Origin of the sequence: Ralstonia pickettii, from assembly GCF_016466415.2 — a bacterium.
Lineage (GTDB): Bacteria > Pseudomonadota > Gammaproteobacteria > Burkholderiales > Burkholderiaceae > Ralstonia > Ralstonia pickettii.
This window is the reverse complement of record NZ_CP066772.2, coordinates 447,695-469,022: the sequence shown is the minus strand read 5'-3', so window position 1 is coordinate 469,022 and position 21,328 is coordinate 447,695. Positions and strand designations below refer to the sequence as shown.

The window sequence follows — 21,328 nt, the reverse complement described above, 5'->3', positions numbered from 1 at the left end:
TCAAGATTGCGCCAGCGCGTTAAGCGCTTCAAGCGCCTGCTCGAGCCGCAACCGCACCACGGCCGGTGTCGCGCCGAAGTCGTTGATGATGATCTTGGCCGCCGGCCACGCGTGCGAGCCGAACACACGCGCAAGCTGCGCCTGCCACGTCGCGCTCATGCCATTGACGGACGTCGTGATGGCCACGTCGATGTGGCCGGCCTTGCCCGGCGTCAACAGCACTTCAAGGTCGCCCGAGCCGACCACGCCGGCATACGCGCGGCGCCCAGCGGGTGCGCCGCCGGTGAACTGAAAATCAAGATGCTCCATGTTCGGTTTCCTGATGAGCGGATTCGGTGTCGGACACTGCGTGCGCGTTTGCGGGCAGGCGGTCTAGGAAGAGCGCCGCGGCTAGCAAGTCGGCTGCGCCGCCAGGCGACACGTGCAGCGCCAGCATGTCTTGTTCGAGCGTGCGGAAAGCGCGGCGGCCTTGTGCTGTTGCCAAGCCGCCTTCTGCACGCACGGTGGCCGCGCCGGTTTGCACGACGTGCAGTGCCTTGGCGCCGCCGCGTGCGAGCACGCAGGTGTCGTCCAGCGCGGCCATGACGGCGAGCAATGCATCCACGCGTGCGTGGTCTTCGCGGATGCCGGCCGCACGCGCTTCGCGCAGCGCAGGCAGCGCCACCTTGATCACGTGCGGGAAGCCGGCGCAGGCCTGGCCCTTGGCCCCGCCGACGCCATAGTCGTTGCAGGCGCGCTCGCCTTTGTGGCCAGTCGAGACGGGGGCAAAGCGGTCGGGAATGTTCGCCAGGCGCGCGGCGCGGCGTGCAACAGCGGCTGCGTCCACTGCAGGCGGTGTTTGAGCTGCAGCCGTCACCAGCAAGCCCAGCGCCCAGATGGCGCCGCGGTGCGTGTTGACGCCGCCGGTGGCCTCGAGCATGGCTGCTTCGCCTTCGCGCCCCAGGCGGCCGATGCGCTCGCGCAGGGCGAGTTGTGCGCCGGCCTGCATTTCGATTTGCGCGCCGGCCAACGCCATGGCTTCAAACGCGGGGCGCAGCGTCTGCGCGGAATGCACCATCAGCGTCCAGTCCAGATCGTGATGCGCACCGTTGCCGCGCACATCCACCAGGCCGGGTTTGGGCGACAGCGTTACCTCGTCGATCAGGGCAGACTCGACCAGCGCGGCCAATCGCTTCGCGCGTGCTTTCGGGCTGGCCGGCAGGGGCCGTTGCAATGTCTTTTCCATTACCAGCTCCGGAAGCGCGCAGGCGGGTCGTACAGGCCGCCGGACCATTCGACCAGGTCGGCGATGCTCTTGGCGGCGAGCAGCTCGCGGCTGGCATCGCTGCGGCGCACGTCGAGGTCTTCGGGCAGCGCGATCAGGCCGTCGCGGCGCATCTGTTCGGTCTTGGATGGGTCATGCCGCAGGCCGATCGATGTGACGCCCGCCACCGCCGCAATCATGGCGCGCCGCTCGTCCAGCGAACGTGCCTTGTAGAGATACGCAATGCCGTCTTCGGTCAGCAGGTGCGTGACGTCGTCGCCGTAGATCATGATGGGCGCGAGCGGCATGCCGCTTTGCCTGGCCACGGCCACCGCATCCAGCGTGTCGACAAAGGTCGGCTTGCCGCCCTCCTGGAACGTTTCGACCATCTGCACGACGAGCTTCTTGCCGCGCTCCAGCATCGTCACGGGTTCCGTCATGTCCAACCATGCAGGCGTGGCGTGGCGGCGGCCGCGCGGGTCGTGGCCCATGTTGGGCGCGCCGCCAAAGCCGGCCAGGCGCCCGCGCGTGACGGTAGACGAGTGCCCGTCGCCATCCACCTGCAGCGTCGCGCCAATGAAGAGGTCCACCGCATATTGGCCGGCGAGCTGGCACAGCATGCGGTTCGAGCGCAACGAGCCATCACGGCCCGTGAAGAACACATCGGGGCGCGCGGCGACGTAGCGTTCCATGCCGAGTTCCGTGCCGAAGCAGTGCACGCTTTCCACCCAGCCGGATTCAATGGCGGGAATGAGCGTCGGGTGCGGGTTCAGCGTCCAGTTCCGGCAGATCTTGCCTTTGAGGCCCAGGCGTTCGCCGTAGGTCGGCAGGATCAACTCGATGGCCGCCGTGTTGAAGCCGATGCCGTGGTTGAGCGACTGCACGTTGTGCCGCTGGTAGATGCCGCGAATGGCCATCATCGCCATCAGCACGTGCACGGGTTTGATGAGGCGCGGGTCGCGCGTGAATAGCGGCTCGATGTAGAACGGCTTGTCGGCCTGCACGATGAAGTCGACCCACGAGCCGGGAATGTCGACGCGCGGCAGGTCGGCCGCGTCATCGACGATCTCGTTGACCTGCACGATGACAATGCCATCGGAAAACGCCGTGGGCTCGACCAGTGCGGGCGTGTCTTCGGTGCTCGGGCCGGTGTAGATGTTGCCGTCGCGATCGGCCTTGAAACCGGCCACCAGCGACACATTCGGAATCAAGTCCACGACCAGCCGCGCATACAGCTCGATGTAGGTGTGGATGGCGCCGACTTCCAGCAGCCCGTCGGCCAGCAACTGGCTGATGCGCAGGCTCTGCGGCCCGGCGAACGAGAAGTCCAGCTTGTGCGCGATGCCGGCCTCGAAAATGTCGAGGTGTTCAGCGCGGCTCACGCTGGGCATGATCATGTGCAGATCGTGCAGGCGCTCGGGGCTGACCTTGGCCAGCGAACGCGAGAGGAAATCCGCCTGTTTCTGGTTGTTGCCTTCCAGCACGACGCGATCGCCCGGGGCGAGCAGCGCTTCGAGCGCGGCGACGATATCGCTGGTGGGAATGACCTTGCCCTGGGCAATGCGCCGGGCTGCAGTCAGGCGGCGTTCTTTCTCGTCGCGCCGCCGGCGCCATTGGGGCGGGATGGGCGCGTTGGCCCCGTCTGCCGATTGGTTGGGCATCGGTTGCATGGGATGGCGTCTCCAGCCTTGGATTGATTTGATGCCCTGTACCGTATGCCGTAAAAAGGTGCACTTCAATCAACCTAGGCGCGGTTTCATTAACTTTAAGTTAATGGAACAATGGACGATTCCGATACCAGTGCGCAGCCAGAACGCGCCCGGAGGAGACCCTGCCATGGCAATCGATGAAGACATCACCCTGAAGAAGCTGGAGGTGTTCCAGTCGTTCATGACGCTGGGCAACATGGGCCGCGTGTCGGAGGCGCTCGGGCAAAGCACGGTAAGCGTGCACCGCGCGCTGCATTCCCTGGAGGAGGGGCTGCGCTGCCCGCTGTTCAAGCGCGATGGGCGCAAGCTGATTCCGCTCTCCACCGCCTATGTGTTTGCCGAGCACGTGGAGCGGATCCTGGCCGAGTGCGAAGCCGGCGTGCGCCGCACGCGCGAAGCGGCCGGGTTTTCGTCAACCACGCTGAAGATCGGCGGGCTCTATTCGATGACGGTCGGTACGCTGCCGCGCATCTTTGCGGGCTTGAAGACGCGCCGCTCCGCGCTCGACATCGAACTCACGCTGGGCTCGAACCGCAGCCTGCTCGCCAAGCTGGAAGACGGCCAGCTCGACGCCATCGTCATCGCACTGGGCGAGCCGCTGCGCAATCCCGATCTGCTGACCGTGCCGATGTTTGACGACGAGATCCTCTTTGCCGCGCCACTGGGCTCGCCGTATGCGTCGTCAGCGGAGATCGATTTGCAAACCGTGCGCAGCGAAAAGTTCGTTGCGCTCGGCGATGACTTTGCGACGTATCACGACTTCATGGCCGCCTTCGACAAGGCCGGCTTTGCGCCACAGATTGCGCTGCGCGTGGGCGACATCTTCTCGCTCATGAACCTCGTGAGCGGCGGCATCGGCTATGCGCTGCTGCCGCGTCGCGTGGCCGATTTCAGCCCCAAGGTGCAGCTGATTCCGCTGGCCGCGCGCTATGCCATCAGCCAGCACATCGTGCTCGTGATGCAGCGCAATCGGGAGCGCGATCCGAACCTGCTCGCGTTGTCGGCGGAGTGCCGGTTACTGGGCGCGCGATAACGATGTTCATGTGTGCCGTACCACATGAAGGGCTTCTCCCGCTGCGTAGGCGACGAAGCGGCGCCTGATCTCTTCAAACTCCGTGTCCCGGTCCTTCATGCGGAAGCATCAGCGGCGCGCTTTTCGCTCATGGGCCAGACGCGACGTTCGAATTCATGCGGCGGAACCGGGGTCGAATAAAGAAAGCCCTGCGCAAAATCGCAATCGACTGCCTTGAGAAAATCCCGCTGCTCGGCGGTCTCCACGCCTTCGGCAATGACTTTGAGCCCCAATTTGTGCGCCAGCACGACCATTGCCTCGCACAGTGCCTGGTTGTCTTCGTCAAAGCTCAGGTTGTGGACGAATGACCGATCGATCTTCAGGTAGTCAATATCGAAGCGCTTGAGATACGCAAGCGACGAGTAACCGGTTCCGAAGTCGTCAATCGAGATTCCGATGCCTGCGCTGCGCAGCGTCAGCAGCGTCTCGTCCGTCCGCGATTCGGCCTGCAATAGCAGCCCTTCCGTGATTTCCACCATCACGCTCTGAGCGGGCAGCCCTTCCCGTGCAAGGAAGTCGGGCCATCGCGCGCACAGTTGGCCATCCTGCCGCATCTGCACCGGAGACATGTTGACGCTGATCTGGAAAGACGGATGGAACCGATCCCGCCATTGACGCGCCTGTCGCACCGCCTGCTTGAATACCCAATCGCCGATGGGGACGATGAGGCCCGTGTCTTCCGCCACGGAAATGAAATCATGCGGGCTGATGGTGCCGCGCTCCGGGTGCAGCCAACGGATCAGCGCCTCGGCTTTGCAAACCTCGCCCGTGGCGAGCTCGACGATGGGCTGGTAGTAGACCTGAAACTGGCCGCTGGGCAGCGCGGTGCGCAGATCGCTGGTGAGCCGCAGGCGCTGTTCGGCCTCCACCTGCATATCGGGCTTGAAGTAACTGAAGCGATTGCGCCCGGCGTTCTTGGCCGCATACATGGCTTGATCTGCGTTCTTGAACAGCACGTCAAGATCGTGGGCGTCGTCGGGATAGAACGTGACGCCAACGCTGGCAGAGATGAAGGCTTCGTCTGCGCCCAGTTTGAATGGCTCGGCCAACTTGCCGATGATGGTCCGGGCGATCCGCTCAACGCTCTCTGCGTCATCCACATTGGGCAGGATGACGGTGAACTCATCGCCGCCAAGGCGGGCGACCGTATCCGATTGGCGCACACACGAACCGATGCGCTTGCCGGCCTCGATCAGCAACGTATCTCCCCTGTCGTGCCCGAGCGAGTCGTTGACCTCCTTGAAGCGGTCGAGATCGATCAGCATCAACGCCATGCGCCGCCCGATACGGCCTGGCTCACTGGCTTCCTGCGCGAGTCGCTCGTGGAACATCTGCCGATTTGGCAGGCCCGTCAGTGCATCGAAATTGGCCTGTTTCCAGATGGTTGCCTCAAACGCCATGCGGTCGGAGAGATCACGACCGACCGCCAACACGGAATGCACATTGCCGGCTTGGTCGGTCTCCGGCGTGAGGCGGACGTGCGAGCATTGTTCCTGCCCATCCTTGCCGGCCCATCTCAGTTCGAATTGCGCGCTTGTACCGCTTGAAATGACGTCGCTGATGATCTTTTCGTAGACGCGCGCGTTGTCGCCGCCGGGGAGTTCCGAGGGCCGCTTGCCGAGCGCTTCCGTAAGGCTGCAACCAGCAAGGGCACAGAACGCAGGGTTGGCGTAGATGCGGCGGGACTCGCGGTCATAGCGGGCAATCGTGTCGGGCGAGTTCTCGATCAGTGTGCGAGATTCCCGCTCCCGCGTGACGAGCTCTGCCGTCCGCTCGATGACGGTCTGCTCGAGCGAGGCATTGATCTCGTTGATCTTCTGGATCTTCTGTTTGATCGCTTCGCGCATTCTCTCGAAGCGCTGCGCGAGCCTGCTCAACTCGTCCTGGGCGCGGGCCCCGGCTTCCACGTGCTTTTCTTCGTCCACCTGGGCGCCGGCATCGTCTCCGGTATCGTGCACCTTGCGCACCAGCTCCCTGAGCGGCGCAGAAATGCTGTGCGAGATGAAGTAGGCGAGGAAGATCGACAGCAGAACCCCCGAGATGCCGACCAGCGCAATCTGGTTGCGCACCGCCTGCGCCTCGGCCGTCAGCTTTTTCTCCGCGATGGTGCTCACCACGAACCAGGTCGTGCCGGGAATTTTTGCGTACGCAGTCAAATAGCGTCCTCCGCGCTTTCCCTCGACCGCAACAAAGCTTCGCGCCTCGCCCGATGTCGCGTTGCGCGCGAGGTTTTCGAGCAGGCCGGGTTCGGGGAGTGCGCCGATATCATTCGAGGCGTCGGCGGCCCGGATGATGACCTCGTTACTCGCATCGAGAATGTAGATTTGCGTACCGCTGCCCGTGGCGACGTCGTTGAAGATGGTCGAGAAGTATGCCGGGCGGACGATCAGCACCAGATTGCCGAGCTGGCGGTTGCTGTTCTTGTCGATGATGGCGCGCACCACCCCGACGTTTTGCTGTCCAACACCGTTGTCGTAGCTGCCCCAGTACGTGTGCGCATGCTCGTCCTGAGCGCGTGAGACGAGGCGTGTCACACCCTCGGTCAATTGCGTGGCGGCCTGGGTGTCGAGAATCCGGTTGTTCTTGTCGAGCAGATACTTCTGGTTGATGAAATCAACCGATCCGTAATGCTCGAGGAGCAGCCGCGCCATGTCCTGGCGTGCCTCGCTTTGCTCCTTGCTGTTGCCGCTCGCAGCCCTGGCAAGCGCACCTTGAACCCGATTGGAGAGCACCAGCAAGTTGCTTTCCGTCTCGATCTGCCGCATGCGCAATTCGATGTTCCTCGAGACTTGCTTGACCACCTCCTTCGAGAAGATCTCTGCGTTGTCCTTGATTGCCGCGATCGAGTTCACGTATGAAATGCTGGCCGAAATGCAGATCGGCAGCAGAGACAGCAGGATGAACGCGGCAACCAGCCGGTGGCGAATCTCAACGCGGCGAAGCAGGTCCTGTGAGAGATAGTCGAAAGCGCGCTGCAGGAACCGTGGGATCGAGTTCATTTGTAGTGCATCTTCGCTTCATTCTTGACCGACTCGTCGAGTCGCTTGGCCGCTTGGCGGGGCGACATCTTCTTGAGCAGCACGTCCTGCATCAACCCATGCAGTGACTCGAGCGTGTTTGAAGGCAGCGTCGAGTAGTACGGGCTGGCAGTCACCAGATAGCGGCTGACGGTATTCGTGTAGTCGACGATTTCCGGGTCAGTGACGGCCGTTTCCGCGTCTTGCTGGAACGGGGAGATGTTGTGGCGCTTTCTCTGCAGGATCGGGAAGCCTTTGCCGGCGATGAATTCCAGAAAGCGCCTTGCAGCCGCCTTGTTGGGGGTCTCGCATACGGCAAAGCCTGTCTCGCTGCCGAGCACGGGCACCACCTGCTCGCCGCGCTTATTCCATGGCGGAATGAACGCGCCGACCGCAAAGCGATTGCCGTGCAGCAACTGGCCCGCCGCCCAACTGCCCTGGAAGGCCATCGCCACCTTGCCTTCCTTGAAAAGACGCATGCCGTCGTCGTAGCCGGTTGCCATGAACGACGCCTGGACGTAGCCACGTTCCGGCAGCAGAGCCATTTTGGCGAAGATATCGGCAACCTCGGGGGTGTCGAGATCCAGCGTGCCCTCGGCCATCTTGCTTTTCCAGTTCGGCTCGTGCGCGATCACGTTGTTGGCGAAGCCCGAGGCAAACGGCCCGTTTCCGAGCATGTTCGGGAATGCGCCGTTCAACATCATGGGCGTGAATCCTGCGCGTTTGAGTTGCGCGCAAACGCGCAGGAACTCGTCGAAATTTGCTGGCAGCTTGTCGACGCCCGCTTTTTCGAACATCTCGCGGTTGTAGTAGATCATCGTCGTTGCGACACCGCCCGAGATGCCGAATCCTGTGCCGCGGCGGCTGGTCCAGTCCCGCTTGAGCGGGCCGAGCATGTTGGTCCACGCCGATGTCTGGCTGACATTGGCCAGGATGCGCTGTTCTGCCAGTTCGGCCGAATAGGCATTTGGGTTGACGCTCAAGAGATCGGGCATCGTGCCGGCAGCGACGCGGGGTTTGATGTTCTCTTCGACCGAATTGCCGATCATGAACTGAACGTCCACCTGCACATCGGGATTGAGCTTGCTGAACTCGGCAGCGATCTGAAGCATCTGTTCGGGCCAGTCCGGAGCCCAGATCAATGCCGTAATGCTGGTCCGGTGCGGCGGGGGCGCACTGGTGATGGGGGCGTCTTGCTGCTGGCAACCGGACAGAACCAGCAAACCGATCAGACCGGATAGCAGCCGGGCAAAGTGGCTTCGTCGCACGTCACGCTCGCTTTCGCTTCGGTATGAGCCGGCTGGGCTCGCTGAGCACGAGAGACCTCTCGCGGCCGTCCGTCGTTTGGGGCCCTCGATATTGCTGAGCATGGATTGCCTGTAGATGACGGCATGCGCCAGCAGCACCCGCCACGCCCGGCAGATCGGGGCGCCCATGCGACAGACAGAATGCGGATAGTTGGGCATGACGACGAATAAGCTGATTAACCGCAACAGACGCAATCTGTTCATCGGCAGCCCACATGAATCCTTTAATGCTCGCAGGGCGTGGGCGTTTGTTTCCCATGTGGCCCAGTGCCTCAATGAACTTGGCACCTCGACACACGGCAGTTTGCAAACGTTTGGCTTGTGACGAAGGTGTTGGCAGGCTCGTGCTGCACAACCTTGGTGCTCCTGCCCGCAGCGCGAGTCGGACTTGCAACCAATGATCCGCAGTCAGCGGGCAGGCTAATCGGTTCCTAGGGGCGCAAGCCAAACCACCCCTGCCAGAACGACTCGAACGCACGCCGCGGCACTGCAGATTCGTCGACTTTGGAGGCCGCGTCTTCGGGTGCGGGCGCTGGCTGCGCGTCGGTCATCTCCGTTGCAGGCTTGGGGGAGCGCCGTGCTTCCTGCAAGGCCCACACGCTGTCGGCGATGCGCGCGGCGAGTTCTGCATCGCAGTCCCGGCCGAGCAGCACGCCGAACAGGACGTCGCGATGGTGGCCCTCGTCGGCAAAGCGCATGGCGATGGCGACCATCTTTTCGTAATGCTCCTGCGCAAGGCGTTCGCGCTCGCGTTGCGCTGCGCGCTCCTCTGCTTCCTGTGCATCGCGCTCCGCTTGCCAGCGCTGCATTTCCTGTGCGAATACCTCGTCGTAGACACGGCGCTGTTCAGCGTCGGAGAGGATCGCGTAGGCTTCGCGAATTTCCTGGAACGCCGCATAGGCCTCGGCTTCTCGGCCGGGGTTGCGGTCGGGATGCCACTTCATTGCGGCGCGGCGGTAAGCGCGCTTGATTTCGTCCAGGGTGGCGTCCGGCTGCACGCCGAGGGTCGCGTAGATGGTCGTCATGTGCGGTGTGGCGGCTGCCGGGGGAAAGGTCATCCTAGCATGGGTACGTGTGCATGCTGACCGGCCGCCCACCTGTGTCACCACACGCTGTCGAACCTTGTTGCATCAACGCATTCTCACGTATATAGTTAGCCAAATGGATAACAATGGAATTGCGCTAGACGCGGTATTTCACGCGCTTTCGGACCCAACGCGCAGGGCGGTTATTCAACGGCTCGGTGAAGGGCCCGCGTCGGTAAGTGAACTGGCGGAACCATTCGACATGGCGCTGCCGTCCTTCATGAAGCACATGCGGGTGCTGGAAGACGTCGGGCTGGTCCGCTCTGAGAAGAGCGGCCGAATCCGGACGTGCACGCTCGAGCGCAAGAAGTTGGCCGCCGCCGAGCGCTGGTTTGAGCAACAGCACGCGATCTGGACGGGCAGGTACAGCAATCTGGACAAGCTCTTAGAGAAACTCCAAGGAGAAGGCAATGAAGGCTGATCTTCGGTTTGATTTCCTCGTCGACATGCAAAAGAGCAGCCTCACCGTGAGGCGAGAGTTCGCGGCAAAGCGCCAGCTGGTGTGGGATTGCCATACGAAGCGCGAACTGCTCGATCAGTGGTTTGCACCCAAGCCGCTGACCACCAAGACCAAGCATATGGAATTCAAGGAAGGCGGCTACTGGCACTACGCCATGATCACCCCCGATGGAGAGTCTTTCTGGAGCCGCCTGGACTATCAGAAGATCAACCCGATCGATGGCTACGCGGCGCTCGATGCTTTTTCTGATGAAGCCGGCGCCGTGAATCCGGATATGCCCCGCGCCCGCTGGGATGTCACTTTTACCGATGCGAAGGAACGCACCCTCGTCACGACTGTGGTGTTGTACAACTCGCCAGAGGATGTGCAGAAGGTCATCGACATGGGGATGAAAGACGGCATGACCTCCACCATGGAGCGGCTCGACGAACTGCTGCTGGCCCTGGCCGGGCGGGACGCGCTGGCTTAAGACCGCGTCTGCAGACGAGAGCGCCCCGAACAGGTCGGGGCGCTTTGCGTTGGAGGTGCAACGGTGTGCTTCAGGTGACGGTCAACGTTCCATTCATCGTCTCGTGGCCGGAGCCGCAGAAGATGTCGCACAGGAAATCAAACGTGCCGGTCTTGTCCGGCGTGAGCGCCAGCCGTACGGTCTGCCCCGGCACCACGTCGGCGCGCACGTTGAAATCCGGAATCGAAAAGCCCATCAAGATGTCTTGCCCGGTCAGCTCGAACACCACGGGCACGCCGCGCTTGAGCGTGATCTTGTCGGGCGTGAACGTGAACTTGCGCGCATGCACGCGGATGACCGTCGGGCCCTCGCCGTGAGCGACGCAGGCGAGGGCCGCGCCTGCCGCAAGCACGGTCATCTGACGCAGCGCCAGCCGGCGCTTGGGGTTGTGTGCGATCAAGGCGCGCATGTCAGGTGGTCTCCGGGGTCTTGGCGGCGGTGGCTTCGCTGTTTGGTTGGATCGGCTGCTCGGCCAGCGCCCAGGTTGCGGCGTCCTGCTTGCCGTGCCCGGTGATGCTGCGCCAGCCCAGGCCGCGATACGGCGCAGCAGCATCCCACGGGATCGGGTTGCGTTTGGCCTGCGAGCCCGGCGCGGGGGGTGCGGGCAGCGGGAACATCAGCGAGCGCGCCGAGTGGTGCGCGATATGCCCGGTCATGTGGTGATGTTCCTGATGGATGTGGCCATAGAACACCGTCACGTTGGGGTGCGGCATCAGCAAGTCGATGACCTGCTGGCCATCGCGCGTGGCCCAATCCCACTGCGGGTACAGATCGAACAGCGGTCGATGCGTGAACACGACGATGGGCGTGTGTTCCGGCACGGAGCGCACATCTGCCGCCAGCCACGCGAGTTGCGCGTCGCCCACGCGCGCGGACGGGTCCGACACGTTGTCGATGGCGATGAAGTGCACGCCCTTGTGATCGAACGCGTAGTGCGTGCGGCCGAAGAGTTCGATATACGCCTCGCCGTTGTCGAGCGAGGCATCGTGTTCGCCGGGCATGTAGTGCACCACCGGCACCTTGATCTTGGCGGCAATGTCGCGAAACTCGGCCAGGCGCCTGCGGCGCTCGGCAGGGTCGTCGCTGATGTGGCTCAGGTCGCCGGTAAAGATGACAAAGTCCGGCGGGGGCGATAGCGCATTCACCGCCGCAATCGCCTTGGGCAGCGTTCCTTGCGAATCCGGATTGGGCGCGCCCTTGAAGCCCCAGTGGGTGTCGGATAACTGCACGAAGTAGAAATCGTCTGGCTTGGCGCCGGCGGCGCGCGTGGTGGCCGCCATTGCCTGCCAGCCGGGCAGGCCGGATGCGTACACCAGACCGCCGACCGCGGCCAGTTGCAGGAACTGGCGTCGTCCGGGTTGCTTGCTCATGAGGGTCCCCTGCAATCGATGACTGAGTTGAGTGGCCGTCCAGCGCGAGGGCGAAGAAGGACGCGCCGGTCCTGCCTGTCATACCGGCCGGGGCGCTCGCGTATTCCACGAGATTCGCGTTTTCACAAAATTATTTTGGCGCGGGAATAAACTGGATTGCACACAGGTATACGGAGGTCCACCGCTTCCAGGCCGCCATGCACGACCTGCCAGACCCCACGTTCGATCTGCCCACCGACGCCCAGCGCTTTGCGCAGGCGGTGTTGCCGCATGTCGATGCCGCGTACAACCTGGCGCGCTGGCTTTCTGGTGACGGGCAAGATGCCGATGACATCGTCCAGGAAGCCTGCCTGCGCGCATTCCGGCTGTTCGGCGGTTTTCGAGGCGGGGACGGCCGCCCGTGGCTGCTGGCCATCGTGCGCAACACGTGGTTCTCGGAATGCGCGCGCCGCAAGCAGGCGCCCGCCCAGCCGTGGGATGACGACGCGGCCGCCGGCCAGGCGAACGACGACAGCGCCAGCTATGGCGTCGACCCCGCGGCGCTGCTCGCCCGCATCGACGACGTGCGCCGCGTGCATGCCGCACTGGCGCAGTTGCCCGTGCCGTATCGCGAGGTACTTGTGCTGCGCGAGCTGGAAGACCTGCCGTACCGCGACATTGCCGCTGTGGTCGACGTGCCCATCGGCACGGTCATGTCGCGCCTGGCACGTGCGCGGCAGCAGCTTGCACGTTTATTGACGGAAGACAACGCGCCACCGCGCACCAATGTGACACCCATCCGGGCATCGGGTGGTATGGGAAACAGCACCAAGGAGGCCCGCCATGAACTGTGACGACATCCGCGCGCTGCTGGCTGCCCGCGCCGATGGCGAACTCGGTGCGGCGGACAGCCTGCACATGGAAGCGCATCTGGGCTCGTGCGCCGCCTGCACCGACATCGCGGCGAATCACGATGGCGTGGTGCGGGCCCTGCGCCAGGGGCTGCGTGCGCCGGGGCTGTACATGAAGGCGCCGGCGGGTTTGAGCGAGCGGGTGATGCGTGCCGTGCAGATGGAGGCCGGCATGCGGCCGGATCCGATTTCGGCTGCCACGCGCGCGCCGCGCCAGGCGCAATCGCCATGGCAGCGGCTTATGAACTGGCTGATCACGCCATCGCGTGGCCTCGGTCTGGCAGCAGGCGCGCTGGCGGCGGTGGCGCTTGGGGTGGGCGTGTTCGTGGGTCGGCCCGATACGGCGGCGCTCACCGCGCACGACATCACGGCCAGCCATGTTCGCGCGCTGCTGGGGGCGCGGGAGACTGACGTCCTGTCATCGGATCGTCATACGGTCAAGCCGTGGTTCAACGGCCGTATCGACTATGCGCCGCCCGTTGCCGACCTTGCCGCGCGCGGTTTCCCGCTGGTCGGCGGTCGGTTGGATTACATCGATGGGCGTCCGGTTGCGGTGCTGGTCTACCGCTCGTCGCAGCATCCTGTCGATTTGTACGTACGCCCTGAGGCAGGCAGCGATACCGAGCCGGCGGTGCGTACCGAACGCGGCTACCAGCTTGTCGTCTGGCGCAACGCCGGCATGGGCTATTGGGCCATCACCGATGCGTCTGCGGACGTGGCGCAAGCGTTTGCGCGGGCCCTGCGCGGCGGTTGAGGCTGGGCACCGGGCGGCTTTTGTGTGCGTGCGGGTGCTCCACGGGCCGCGCTTTGATGTTGACCAGGCACGGGCTTACCCTCGTACTGGCGCCAAATCACGAAGGTTTCGGTTCCGGTGACCGATACGTTCCTTTACCATTCCAAACAGTGCTGTGTGGCGGCTGTGCGCCGCTCGCACGGCTTTTTTGCCGCTGTCTTCTTTTTTGGCTTCTTGTAGGTTTCAAACATGGTCTCTGCGACGCCCCGCATCAGCAACGCAACCCTGTCAGGCATGCTTCGCGGCGGCCGCTTCTCCCTTGGCAACCGCATCGTCCTCAGCTTCGGCGTGCTGTTCGTGCTGATGGTGATCATGGCGGTCGTTTCCTACAACCGCCTGCGCGCCATCGACCAGGAAGCCCTGAGCCTCGAGCGCGACTCCGTGCCGGGGCTGTATCTGTCGACCTCGCTGCGGGCGACCACGCGCAACAGCCACGCGACCCTTGAGCGCGCGCTGTTTGTGGATGTCGACCCCGAGCTTGCCAATCGGGATTTGGAGCGCGCCGCACAGCTCGTGCGTGATCTCGACAAGCATTCGGCCGACTACGAAAGCACCATCTACCGCGACGACGACCGCCAGCGCTTCCGCGCCTATCGCGCAGTCGTCGACAAGTACCTGCCCATGTTCAACGAGGCCATGCAGCTCGCCCGCACCTCCAAGCCGGCAGCGCAGGCCATCGCCCGGCGCGCCGTGCCGGTCTGGGAAGAGGCCACGGCGCTGGCCGACAAGCTGGTCGCCGACAACCGGGCGGTAGCCGACGAGTCGGCCCGCCAGATTCGTGCGTCTGTTCAAAGCACCGAGATCACGCTGGCCGTGGCGCTGGGCGTGGTGCTGCTCGCCGCACTGGTGTTGGGCTATGCACTGTTCAAGGCGATCACGGTGCCGATGGCGCGGGTGGTGGATGCGCACGACGACATGCGCACCGGTAACCTGGCGGGCCGGCTGGACCTGCGCCGCAACGATGAATTCGGCACGCTGGAAGAAGGGTTCAACCGCATGGCCGAAGAGCTGGCGAGCCTGGTCTCGCAGGCGCAGAAGTCGTCCCTTCAGGTGACGACGTCCGTGGCCGAGATTGCCGCCACCTCCAAGGAGCAGCAGGCCACCGCTGCCGAGACGGCCGCCACCACCACCGAGATTGGCGCAACGTCGCGCGAGATCTTTGCCACCTCCCGCGACCTGCTGCGCACGATGAACGAAGTGTCGAGCGTGGCGGAGCAATCTGCCACCCTGGCCGGCGCCAGCCAAAGCGGCCTGAACCGGATGGAAGACACCATGCGCGGCGTGATGGAAGCCGCAGGTTCGGTCAACGCCAAGCTGGCGATCCTCAACGAGAAGGCGACCAACATCAACCAGGTGGTCTCCACCATCACCAAGGTGGCTGACCAGACCAACCTGCTGTCGCTCAACGCAGCCATCGAGGCGGAGAAAGCCGGCGAGTACGGCCGCGGCTTTGCGGTGGTCGCCACGGAAATCCGCCGGCTGGCCGACCAGACGGCGGTGGCCACCTACGACATCGAGCAGACGGTCAAGGAAATCCAATCAGCCGTGTCGGCCGGCGTGATGGGCATGGACAAGTTCTCGGAAGAGGTGCGACGCGGCATGCGCGATGTGCAGCAGGTCGGCACGCAGCTCTCGCAGATCATTACAGAAGTGCAAACGCTGGCGCCGCGCTTCCAGATGGTGAACGAGGGCATGCAGACGCAGGCCACCGGCGCCGAGCAGATCACGCAGGCGCTGTCGCAGTTGTCGGAAGCCGCACAGCAGACGGCGGAATCGCTGCGCCAGTCGTCGCAGGCGATTGATGACCTGACGCTGGTGGCCAACCAGCTTCGTACCGGCGTGTCGCGCTTCAAGATCGAAGCCTGATCTGCAGCGCATCCGCATTGAGGTGTTTTTGCCGTAGCGAGAATCGCCATGCTTTACCTCCTGTTCCAACTCGATGGCGACCGCTATGCGCTGAACGTGGCGCAGATTGCTGAAGTGCTGCCGCTGGCTGCCACCAAGTCGATTCCGGGTACGCCAGCGTGGGTGGCCGGCGTGATCGAACGGCATGGCGCTCCCGTGCCGGTGATCGACGTGCCCCAGCTTGCGCTGGGCCGTCCGGCGCGGCCGCTGCGCTCCACGCGTCTGGTGCTGGTGCGCTATGAAGCCGGCATCCGCGGTGACGACGCACCACTGCTGGGCCTGGTGCTGGAGCACGCCACGCACACCCGACGTATCGACGATGCCAGCTTTGCCGCCAGCGGTGTCGCCACGCCCGATGCCCGCTGGTTGGGCCCCGTGGCCAGCCTGGACGACGGTCTCGTTCAGCGCGTGGACACCGAGGCGATGCTGGACGCGCACGTGCGTGCGCTGCTGTTTCCAGCAGCCGTTGGCTGAACATCATGGTGGCCGTCGACCCCCGCTTTGAAGCCTGGCTCTCGCATGAGACCGGCATTGACGCGCCGTCGCTCGGCACGAACACCCTGGAGCGTGCTGTGCTCGACCGCACGCGTGCAATGCTCGCCGCGCGCGGCATGCGCGACACGGTGGACGCGGCGGCGCTCGACGCGTACTGGCTGCGCCTGAACACCGCGCCCGACGAACGGCAGGCCCTGATCGAGGCGTTGGTGGTGCCCGAAACGTGGTTCTTCCGAGACCGGGAGGCTTTCGTCACGCTTGCCCGTGTGGTGGGCGAAAAACTCGCACGCGAGCCGATGCGCGTACTGCGCATCCTGAGTGCGCCGTGCTCGACCGGCGAAGAGCCGTATTCCGCGGCAATGGCCTTGCTCGATGCCGGCATCGACCCCGCACGCTTCACCATCGACGCCATCGACATCAGCGCACGCGCCATTGAACAGGCACGGCGTGCCGTTTACGGGCGCAATGCGTTCCGAGGCTATCCGCTCACCTTCCGCGACCGGCATTTCACCGGCGCCGACGGCAGCTGGCAGTTGAGTGATACCGTGCGCGGGCTGGTGCGCTTCGCGCAAGGCAACCTATCGGACGCGCCGCCCGATGACACGCGCTACGACTTCATCTTCTGCCGCAACGTGCTGATCTATTTCCACCGTGATGCACAGGACCAGGCGATCCGCCGGCTCGATTCACAACTGGCGGAAGACGGCATGATCTTCGTCGGCCCCGCTGAAACCGGCCTGATGATGCGCCATGCCATGACGTCAGCGCGGATTCCGCTGGCGTTTGCATTTCAACGCACCGCCGCAACCGAGACGGGGGCGCGGGCACCGTTGCCGTTCCGTTTGCCGCTGCCGCCCGAGCCGGTTTCCGCTGCGGTCGGTCTGCCCGGCGTGGCTTTGCCGTCGGTGCCGGTGCGGCCCGTGGCGGCGCGTGTGCCGGCCCCCTCCAGACCCAACCCGGCGCCCTTGGGCCTCGCCGCTCGCCCGTTGCTGCCCACCATTCCCGAGATTGAGGCCGTGCTCGGTGAGCCGCCCACGGTGGCACAAGCGCGGCGGCTGGCCGACGCCGGCAATCTGGACGAGGCCGAGCGCGTGGCGCTGGAGATCGCCAACCTGCGCGCACCCGAAGCCGATACGTTTTACCTGCTCGGCCTGATTGCCGATGCGCGCGGCCGCCATGCCGATGCCGGCGATTTCTATCGCAAGGCGCTGTACCTGGAACCCGCGCACTATGAAGCGCTGACGCATCTTGCCGCGCTGCTCGACGTGGCGGGCGACACCGTGGCCGCACGCCAGCTCATGCTGCGTGCGGAGCGCGCGCTGGCACGCCAGGGCAAGAGGCCATCCGCATCATCCGAATCCGAAACACCGGAGCACACACGAGGAACGCATGGCGCACGCCGTCCATGACCACGCGGGCGTTACCACGCTCGTTGATGACTGCTGGAACCGCATCGGCACGCGCGGCGATCAATCCTGCCCGCGCCTTGCCACGTATTCGCGCTGCCTGAATTGCCCCGTCTTCGAAGAGGGGGCGGCTGCGCTGCTCGATCGCGCGCTGAGCGATGCCGATCTGGAAGCCGCCGCGCAGGCGCATCGCACGGCCGTGCCGCTGCGGGCGCTGGAGCACGCCAGTGCGGAGCTGGCCGTGCTCGTTTTCCGCATCGCCGACGAATGGCTCGCGCTGCCGGCCGCCGCGCTGCGGCAGATCGATACGCCGCGCGCCATCCACACCTTGCCGCATCGGCGTAACCGGGTGGTGCTGGGGCTGGTCAACATTCGCGGGGCGCTGACAGTGGCGGTGTCGCTGGGCGAGCTGCTCGGCCTGGACCGCACGGGCAGCAAGTACGCCGGGCGCAATGGCTATGCGCGGCTGCTCGTGGCAGCGCACCACGATGAACCTGCCGTTTTTCCCGTGGACGAGGTGGAGGGCGTGCTGCGCTTTCCGGCCACTGCGCTGCTGCCGGTGCCGTCCACGCTCACGCACGCCACCACGGCCCACGCGCGCGGCGTGCTGGCGTGGCGCGATGTCACCATTGGCCTGCTTGACACCGATCGCGTGTTCGATTCGATTGCCCGGAGCCTGCGATGAGCGTGGATGAAGATCTGGGCCGCCAATCGCTGCTGGCCCTGTTCCATGAGGAGGCGCAGACGCAGACGCGTGTGCTTTCCACCGGCCTGCTGACGCTGGAGCGCGCGCCCACCGATGCCGCGGCGCTGGAAGCCTGCATGCGCGCCGCACATTCACTCAAGGGTGCCGCGCGCATCGTTGGCCTGCAGGACGGTGTGGACGTTGCGCACCGCATGGAGGAGTGGTTCGTTGCAGCACAGCGCGCCACGCTCGTGCTGACCGCCGCGCATGTCGATGTGTTGTTGCGCGGCACGGATCTGTTGCTGCGCGTCGGTCAACCCGGCACCGCCGGGCAGGTTCCGCGCGCCGAAGTGGATGCCGTGCTGGCCGCATTCTCCGCGCCCGAGGGCGCTGCGGCTGCGCTTGCGCCTGCGGCTACAACGTTTGCCGACGCTGAACCGGCCGCCGAAGACGCCACGATGAAAGCTGCGATGGCGCTGCTGAACGCCGAAGTGGCAGCCTTGTCAACTCCCCCGGCACCACCGGCGTCACCGGCGTCACCGGCACGAGCGCCCGAGCCGTCGGCACCCGCACCGAACCGTGCGCCCATCGGCACCACGCGCGATCCGCACCGCATGCTGCGTGTGCGTGCCGACAACCTCGACCGCCTGCTCAGCCTGTCGGGTGAATCGCTGGTGGAATCCCGCTGGCTCAAGCCGTTCGGTGAATCCATGCTGCGCGTCAAACGCAGCCACCGTGCCGCCGCGCTGGCGCTGGACGCGCTCTACGAGACGCTGGTCGAACGGCTCGACCGCCATGCGGACGCCGACATGCACGCCGCACTCAACGACGTGCGTCAGATGTTCGGCAACATGCAGCAGACGTTGGGCGAGCATATCGACGATCTTGATCGCTTCGACCGGCGCAGCACGCACCTTGCGCAGCAGTTGTATGACGAGGCCCTGCAATGCCGCATGCGTCCCTTCGGAGATGCCACGCATGCCTATCCGCGCGTGGTGCGCGACCTGGCCCGCTCGTTGGGCAAGCGGGTGCGCTTCAACGTCGTCGGCGAGGCCACGCAGGTTGACCGCGACATTCTCGACATGCTCGATGCCCCGCTGGGCCACCTGCTGCGCAACGCCGTTGACCACGGCGTGGAAACGCCGCAAGCCCGTGAAGCCCAGGGCAAGCCGGCAGAGGCCTCCATTACGCTGGAGGCGCGCCACAGCGCCGGCAAGCTGCTGATTACCGTGGCGGACGATGGCGCCGGCATTGACCTGGAAGCGGTGCGCGCGGCCGTGGTGCGGCGGCGGTTGTCCGACGCGGACACCGCCAGCCGCCTGTCGGACCACGAGTTGCTCGACTTCCTGCTGTTGCCGGGCTTCTCGATGCGTGAGCAGGTGACGGATGTGTCCGGCCGCGGCGTCGGGCTCGATGCCGTGCACGAGATGGTCAAGGCAGTGCGCGGCACGGTTCGCATCCACAACGAGCCGGGGCGCGGTACGCGCTTCATGCTGCAGTTGCCGCTCACGCTGTCCGTCATCCGCAGCCTGCTGGTGGACGTGGGCGGCGAGGCCTACGCGTTTCCGCTGGCCTATGTGCGGCGCACGCTGGAGCTGGCCCGCGCCGAGATCGACATGCTGGAAGGGCAGCAGCATTTCAGCTTCGAAGGCCGCCCGGTGGGTTTGGTGACGGCGCATCAGTTGCTCGGCACGCAGCCGCCCGGTGAAGCGCGTGACAGCGTGCCGGTGGTCGTCATTGGCGAGGGCGCCGAAACCTACGGCATCGCCGTCGATCGCTTTCTGGGTGAACGCATGCTGGTGGTGCAGCCGCTCGACGCGCGGCTTGGCAAGGTGCGCGACATCGCCGCCGGTGCATTGATGGAGAACGGCGACGCGGTGCTGATCGTCGATGTGGACGACCTGCTGCGTTCGGTCGACAAGCTCGTGCGCGGGGGGCAGCTCGACAAGGTGCAGCGGGCGCAGGGCGTGGCCGTGCAGCAGCGCAAGCACGTGCTGGTGGTGGACGATTCGCTGACAGTGCGCGAGCTGGAGCGCAAGCTGCTGGAAAAACGCGGCTATGCGGTCACCGTGGCGGTGGACGGCATGGACGGCTGGAACGCCTTGCGTGGCGCCGACTTCGACCTCGTCGTCACCGACATCGACATGCCGCGCATGGACGGCATCGAGCTGGTCACGCTGATCAAGCGCGATGCCGCGCTCAAGGCGCTGCCGGTGATGGTGGTGTCGTACAAGGACCGCGAAGAAGACCGCCGCCGCGGCCTGGATGCCGGCGCGGACTACTACCTTGCAAAGGGCAGTTTCCACGATGAAGCACTGCTCGACGCAGTGCGCGACCTGATTGGAGAAGCGCGGACATGAATATCGGCATCGTCAACGATATGCCGCTGGCGGTGGAAGCCATGCGCCGCACCATCGCGCGCAGGCCGGAGCACCGCGTGCTGTGGGTGGCGACCGACGGGGCGCAGGCGGTGGAATTTTGCGCCGCGCAACCGCCTGACGTGGTGCTGATGGATCTGATCATGCCGCGCTTTGACGGTGTTGAAGCCACCCGCCGCATCATGGCGTCAAGCAACCCGTGCGCGATCCTGGTGGTGACCAGCAGCGTGGGGGCCAACGCGTGGCGCGTGTATGAGGCAATGGGCGCCGGCGCGCTGGACGCGGTGGATACGCCCACGCTGGGCGGCGGCCCGGATGCCGATGCCAACCACCCGTTGCTTACCAAGATCGACCAGATCGGTCGCTTGCTGGAAAAGCCTGTTGCGCCAAGGCCGCGTGTCGGCACGCCAGGGCGTGACTGCGTGGTGCCGCTGGTGGCGATCGGCGCCTCTGCGGGCGGCCCCACTGCGCTCGCGACCGTGCTGGGCAAACTGCCGGCCGAATTTGGGGCGGGCATTGCCGTGATCCAGCACGTTGACAAGGCCTTCGCAGCCGGGATGGCCGAATGGCTGAACGGCCAGACGGTACTGACGGTGCGCGTGGCCGCGGAAGGTGATCGGCCGCGCGCAGGCGAGGTGCTGCTCGCCGCCACCAACGACCACATGCATGTGCTGCCCGGCGGCACCTTCGGCTACACGCCGGAGCCGGCCGGCACGCCGTATCGGCCGTCGGTGGACGTGTTCTTCCACAGCGTGGTCGAGCACTGGCGGGGCAGCGCCATCGGCGTGCTGCTTACGGGCATGGGCCGCGACGGCGCCATCGGCCTCAAGGCCATGCGCGCCAAGGGTTATCACACCATCGCGCAGGACGCGGCGACCAGCGCGGTGTACGGCATGCCCAAGGCGGCGGCCGCGCTGGATGCGGCGCGCGTCATCCTGCCGCTTGGCCGCATCGCCGACGAACTCATCACGCTCGTGCGCGCATGAAGCACGCACGGGCCATCAA

At 65.1% G+C, this 21,328-nt stretch carries 19 protein-coding genes; 11 read left to right on the top strand and 8 right to left on the bottom strand.

The window, feature by feature from the left end:
- The 3 genes from RP6297_RS18340 to mdcA are packed head-to-tail and all read right to left on the bottom strand — an operon-like array spanning position 1 to position 2,913.
- Positions 1 to 309, bottom strand: coding sequence for a malonate decarboxylase subunit delta (locus RP6297_RS18340; protein ID WP_009240181.1), 309 nt, complete (start codon positions 307 to 309; stop codon positions 1 to 3).
- On the bottom strand, positions 296 to 1,225 hold the full coding sequence (locus RP6297_RS18335) for a triphosphoribosyl-dephospho-CoA synthase (protein WP_009240180.1): 930 nt from the start codon (positions 1,223 to 1,225) through the stop codon (positions 296 to 298). The genes RP6297_RS18340 and RP6297_RS18335 overlap by 14 nt, the downstream gene beginning before the upstream one ends.
- Entirely contained in the window at positions 1,225 to 2,913 is a 1,689-nt protein-coding gene (mdcA, locus tag RP6297_RS18330) for a malonate decarboxylase subunit alpha (protein ID WP_009240179.1), read from the bottom strand. The genes RP6297_RS18335 and mdcA overlap by 1 nt, the downstream gene beginning before the upstream one ends.
- A gap of 166 nt (positions 2,914 to 3,079) precedes the next feature.
- On the opposite strand from mdcA, the gene RP6297_RS18325 reads away from it, so the two are divergent.
- Positions 3,080 to 3,985: a LysR substrate-binding domain-containing protein gene (locus tag RP6297_RS18325; RefSeq protein WP_009240178.1), complete on the top strand. Its 906-nt coding sequence runs from the start codon at positions 3,080 to 3,082 to the stop codon at positions 3,983 to 3,985.
- A gap of 95 nt (positions 3,986 to 4,080) precedes the next feature.
- Here RP6297_RS18325 and RP6297_RS18320 read toward each other — a convergent pair whose 3' ends face one another.
- From RP6297_RS18320 to RP6297_RS18310, 3 genes are all read right to left on the bottom strand, one after another.
- Positions 4,081 to 7,023 (bottom strand): bifunctional diguanylate cyclase/phosphodiesterase, encoded by a 2,943-nt coding sequence (locus tag RP6297_RS18320; protein WP_009240176.1) that lies wholly within the window; start codon positions 7,021 to 7,023, stop codon positions 4,081 to 4,083.
- Positions 7,020 to 8,411 carry an ABC transporter substrate-binding protein gene (locus RP6297_RS18315; protein WP_037028879.1) on the bottom strand — a complete coding sequence of 464 codons (1,392 nt, stop codon included), beginning with the start codon at positions 8,409 to 8,411 and terminating at the stop codon, positions 7,020 to 7,022. Before RP6297_RS18315 ends, RP6297_RS18320 begins: the two co-directional genes overlap by 4 nt.
- A gap of 368 nt (positions 8,412 to 8,779) precedes the next feature.
- Entirely contained in the window at positions 8,780 to 9,406 is a 627-nt protein-coding gene (locus tag RP6297_RS18310) for a J domain-containing protein (RefSeq protein WP_009240174.1), read from the bottom strand.
- A 103-nt stretch (positions 9,407 to 9,509) separates the two neighbouring features.
- On the opposite strand from RP6297_RS18310, the gene RP6297_RS18305 reads away from it, so the two are divergent.
- Both RP6297_RS18305 and RP6297_RS18300 read left to right on the top strand, forming a co-directional pair.
- Positions 9,510 to 9,854 (top strand): ArsR/SmtB family transcription factor, encoded by a 345-nt coding sequence (locus RP6297_RS18305; RefSeq protein WP_009277053.1) that lies wholly within the window; start codon positions 9,510 to 9,512, stop codon positions 9,852 to 9,854.
- The gene (locus tag RP6297_RS18300) at positions 9,844 to 10,362 is read left to right on the top strand and encodes an SRPBCC family protein (protein WP_009240172.1); all 519 of its coding nucleotides are present in this window, start codon (positions 9,844 to 9,846) and stop codon (positions 10,360 to 10,362) included. The genes RP6297_RS18305 and RP6297_RS18300 overlap by 11 nt, the downstream gene beginning before the upstream one ends.
- Before the next feature lie 70 nt (positions 10,363 to 10,432).
- Here the strand turns inward: RP6297_RS18300 and RP6297_RS18295 are convergent, their stop codons facing one another.
- Entirely contained in the window at positions 10,433 to 10,810 is a 378-nt protein-coding gene (locus RP6297_RS18295) for a cupredoxin domain-containing protein (RefSeq protein ID WP_009240171.1), read from the bottom strand.
- 1 nt (position 10,811) lies between these two features.
- Positions 10,812 to 11,771, bottom strand: a complete 960-nt coding sequence (locus RP6297_RS18290) for a metallophosphoesterase family protein (protein ID WP_009240170.1) — start codon at positions 11,769 to 11,771, stop codon at positions 10,812 to 10,814.
- A gap of 197 nt (positions 11,772 to 11,968) precedes the next feature.
- Between RP6297_RS18290 and RP6297_RS18285 the strand changes: the two genes are divergently transcribed.
- The 8 genes from RP6297_RS18285 (at position 11,969) to cheB (ending at position 21,309) form a co-directional block, all read left to right on the top strand.
- On the top strand, positions 11,969 to 12,604 hold the full coding sequence (locus RP6297_RS18285) for an RNA polymerase sigma factor (RefSeq protein WP_009240169.1): 636 nt from the start codon (positions 11,969 to 11,971) through the stop codon (positions 12,602 to 12,604).
- Complete coding sequence (locus RP6297_RS18280) at positions 12,594 to 13,415, top strand: anti-sigma factor family protein (RefSeq protein WP_009240168.1); 822 nt, start codon at positions 12,594 to 12,596, stop codon at positions 13,413 to 13,415. The genes RP6297_RS18285 and RP6297_RS18280 overlap by 11 nt, the downstream gene beginning before the upstream one ends.
- 228 nt (positions 13,416 to 13,643) lie before the next feature.
- Entirely contained in the window at positions 13,644 to 15,320 is a 1,677-nt protein-coding gene (locus RP6297_RS18275; RefSeq protein ID WP_009240167.1) for a methyl-accepting chemotaxis protein, read from the top strand.
- 48 nt (positions 15,321 to 15,368) lie between these two features.
- Complete coding sequence (locus RP6297_RS18270) at positions 15,369 to 15,833, top strand: chemotaxis protein CheW (protein WP_009240166.1); 465 nt, start codon at positions 15,369 to 15,371, stop codon at positions 15,831 to 15,833.
- Between the two features lie 5 nt (positions 15,834 to 15,838).
- Positions 15,839 to 17,263 (top strand): CheR family methyltransferase, encoded by a 1,425-nt coding sequence (locus RP6297_RS18265; protein WP_037028618.1) that lies wholly within the window; start codon positions 15,839 to 15,841, stop codon positions 17,261 to 17,263.
- Positions 17,244 to 17,945: a chemotaxis protein CheW gene (locus RP6297_RS18260; RefSeq protein WP_009240164.1), complete on the top strand. Its 702-nt coding sequence runs from the start codon at positions 17,244 to 17,246 to the stop codon at positions 17,943 to 17,945. The genes RP6297_RS18265 and RP6297_RS18260 overlap by 20 nt, the downstream gene beginning before the upstream one ends.
- Positions 17,942 to 20,305: a hybrid sensor histidine kinase/response regulator gene (locus tag RP6297_RS18255; RefSeq protein WP_009240163.1), complete on the top strand. Its 2,364-nt coding sequence runs from the start codon at positions 17,942 to 17,944 to the stop codon at positions 20,303 to 20,305. The genes RP6297_RS18260 and RP6297_RS18255 overlap by 4 nt, the downstream gene beginning before the upstream one ends.
- Positions 20,302 to 21,309 carry a chemotaxis response regulator protein-glutamate methylesterase gene (gene cheB, locus RP6297_RS18250; RefSeq protein WP_009240162.1) on the top strand — a complete coding sequence of 336 codons (1,008 nt, stop codon included), beginning with the start codon at positions 20,302 to 20,304 and terminating at the stop codon, positions 21,307 to 21,309. Before RP6297_RS18255 ends, cheB begins: the two co-directional genes overlap by 4 nt.
- Positions 21,310 to 21,328 lie beyond the last annotated feature (19 nt).

Coding starts and splice junctions, on each gene's coding strand:
- RP6297_RS18340 (WP_009240181.1), bottom strand. CDS start 309: ATGGAGCATCTTGATTTTCAGTTCACCGGCGGCGCACCCGCTGGGCGC.
- RP6297_RS18335 (WP_009240180.1), bottom strand. CDS start 1,225: ATGGAAAAGACATTGCAACGGCCCCTGCCGGCCAGCCCGAAAGCACGC.
- mdcA (WP_009240179.1), bottom strand. CDS start 2,913: ATGCAACCGATGCCCAACCAATCGGCAGACGGGGCCAACGCGCCCATC.
- RP6297_RS18325 (WP_009240178.1), top strand. CDS start 3,080: ATGGCAATCGATGAAGACATCACCCTGAAGAAGCTGGAGGTGTTCCAG.
- RP6297_RS18320 (WP_009240176.1), bottom strand. CDS start 7,023: ATGAACTCGATCCCACGGTTCCTGCAGCGCGCTTTCGACTATCTCTCA.
- RP6297_RS18315 (WP_037028879.1), bottom strand. CDS start 8,411: ATGCTCAGCAATATCGAGGGCCCCAAACGACGGACGGCCGCGAGAGGT.
- RP6297_RS18310 (WP_009240174.1), bottom strand. CDS start 9,406: ATGACCTTTCCCCCGGCAGCCGCCACACCGCACATGACGACCATCTAC.
- RP6297_RS18305 (WP_009277053.1), top strand. CDS start 9,510: ATGGATAACAATGGAATTGCGCTAGACGCGGTATTTCACGCGCTTTCG.
- RP6297_RS18300 (WP_009240172.1), top strand. CDS start 9,844: ATGAAGGCTGATCTTCGGTTTGATTTCCTCGTCGACATGCAAAAGAGC.
- RP6297_RS18295 (WP_009240171.1), bottom strand. CDS start 10,810: ATGCGCGCCTTGATCGCACACAACCCCAAGCGCCGGCTGGCGCTGCGT.
- RP6297_RS18290 (WP_009240170.1), bottom strand. CDS start 11,771: ATGAGCAAGCAACCCGGACGACGCCAGTTCCTGCAACTGGCCGCGGTC.
- RP6297_RS18285 (WP_009240169.1), top strand. CDS start 11,969: ATGCACGACCTGCCAGACCCCACGTTCGATCTGCCCACCGACGCCCAG.
- RP6297_RS18280 (WP_009240168.1), top strand. CDS start 12,594: ATGAACTGTGACGACATCCGCGCGCTGCTGGCTGCCCGCGCCGATGGC.
- RP6297_RS18275 (WP_009240167.1), top strand. CDS start 13,644: ATGGTCTCTGCGACGCCCCGCATCAGCAACGCAACCCTGTCAGGCATG.
- RP6297_RS18270 (WP_009240166.1), top strand. CDS start 15,369: ATGCTTTACCTCCTGTTCCAACTCGATGGCGACCGCTATGCGCTGAAC.
- RP6297_RS18265 (WP_037028618.1), top strand. CDS start 15,839: ATGGTGGCCGTCGACCCCCGCTTTGAAGCCTGGCTCTCGCATGAGACC.
- RP6297_RS18260 (WP_009240164.1), top strand. CDS start 17,244: ATGGCGCACGCCGTCCATGACCACGCGGGCGTTACCACGCTCGTTGAT.
- RP6297_RS18255 (WP_009240163.1), top strand. CDS start 17,942: ATGAGCGTGGATGAAGATCTGGGCCGCCAATCGCTGCTGGCCCTGTTC.
- cheB (WP_009240162.1), top strand. CDS start 20,302: ATGAATATCGGCATCGTCAACGATATGCCGCTGGCGGTGGAAGCCATG.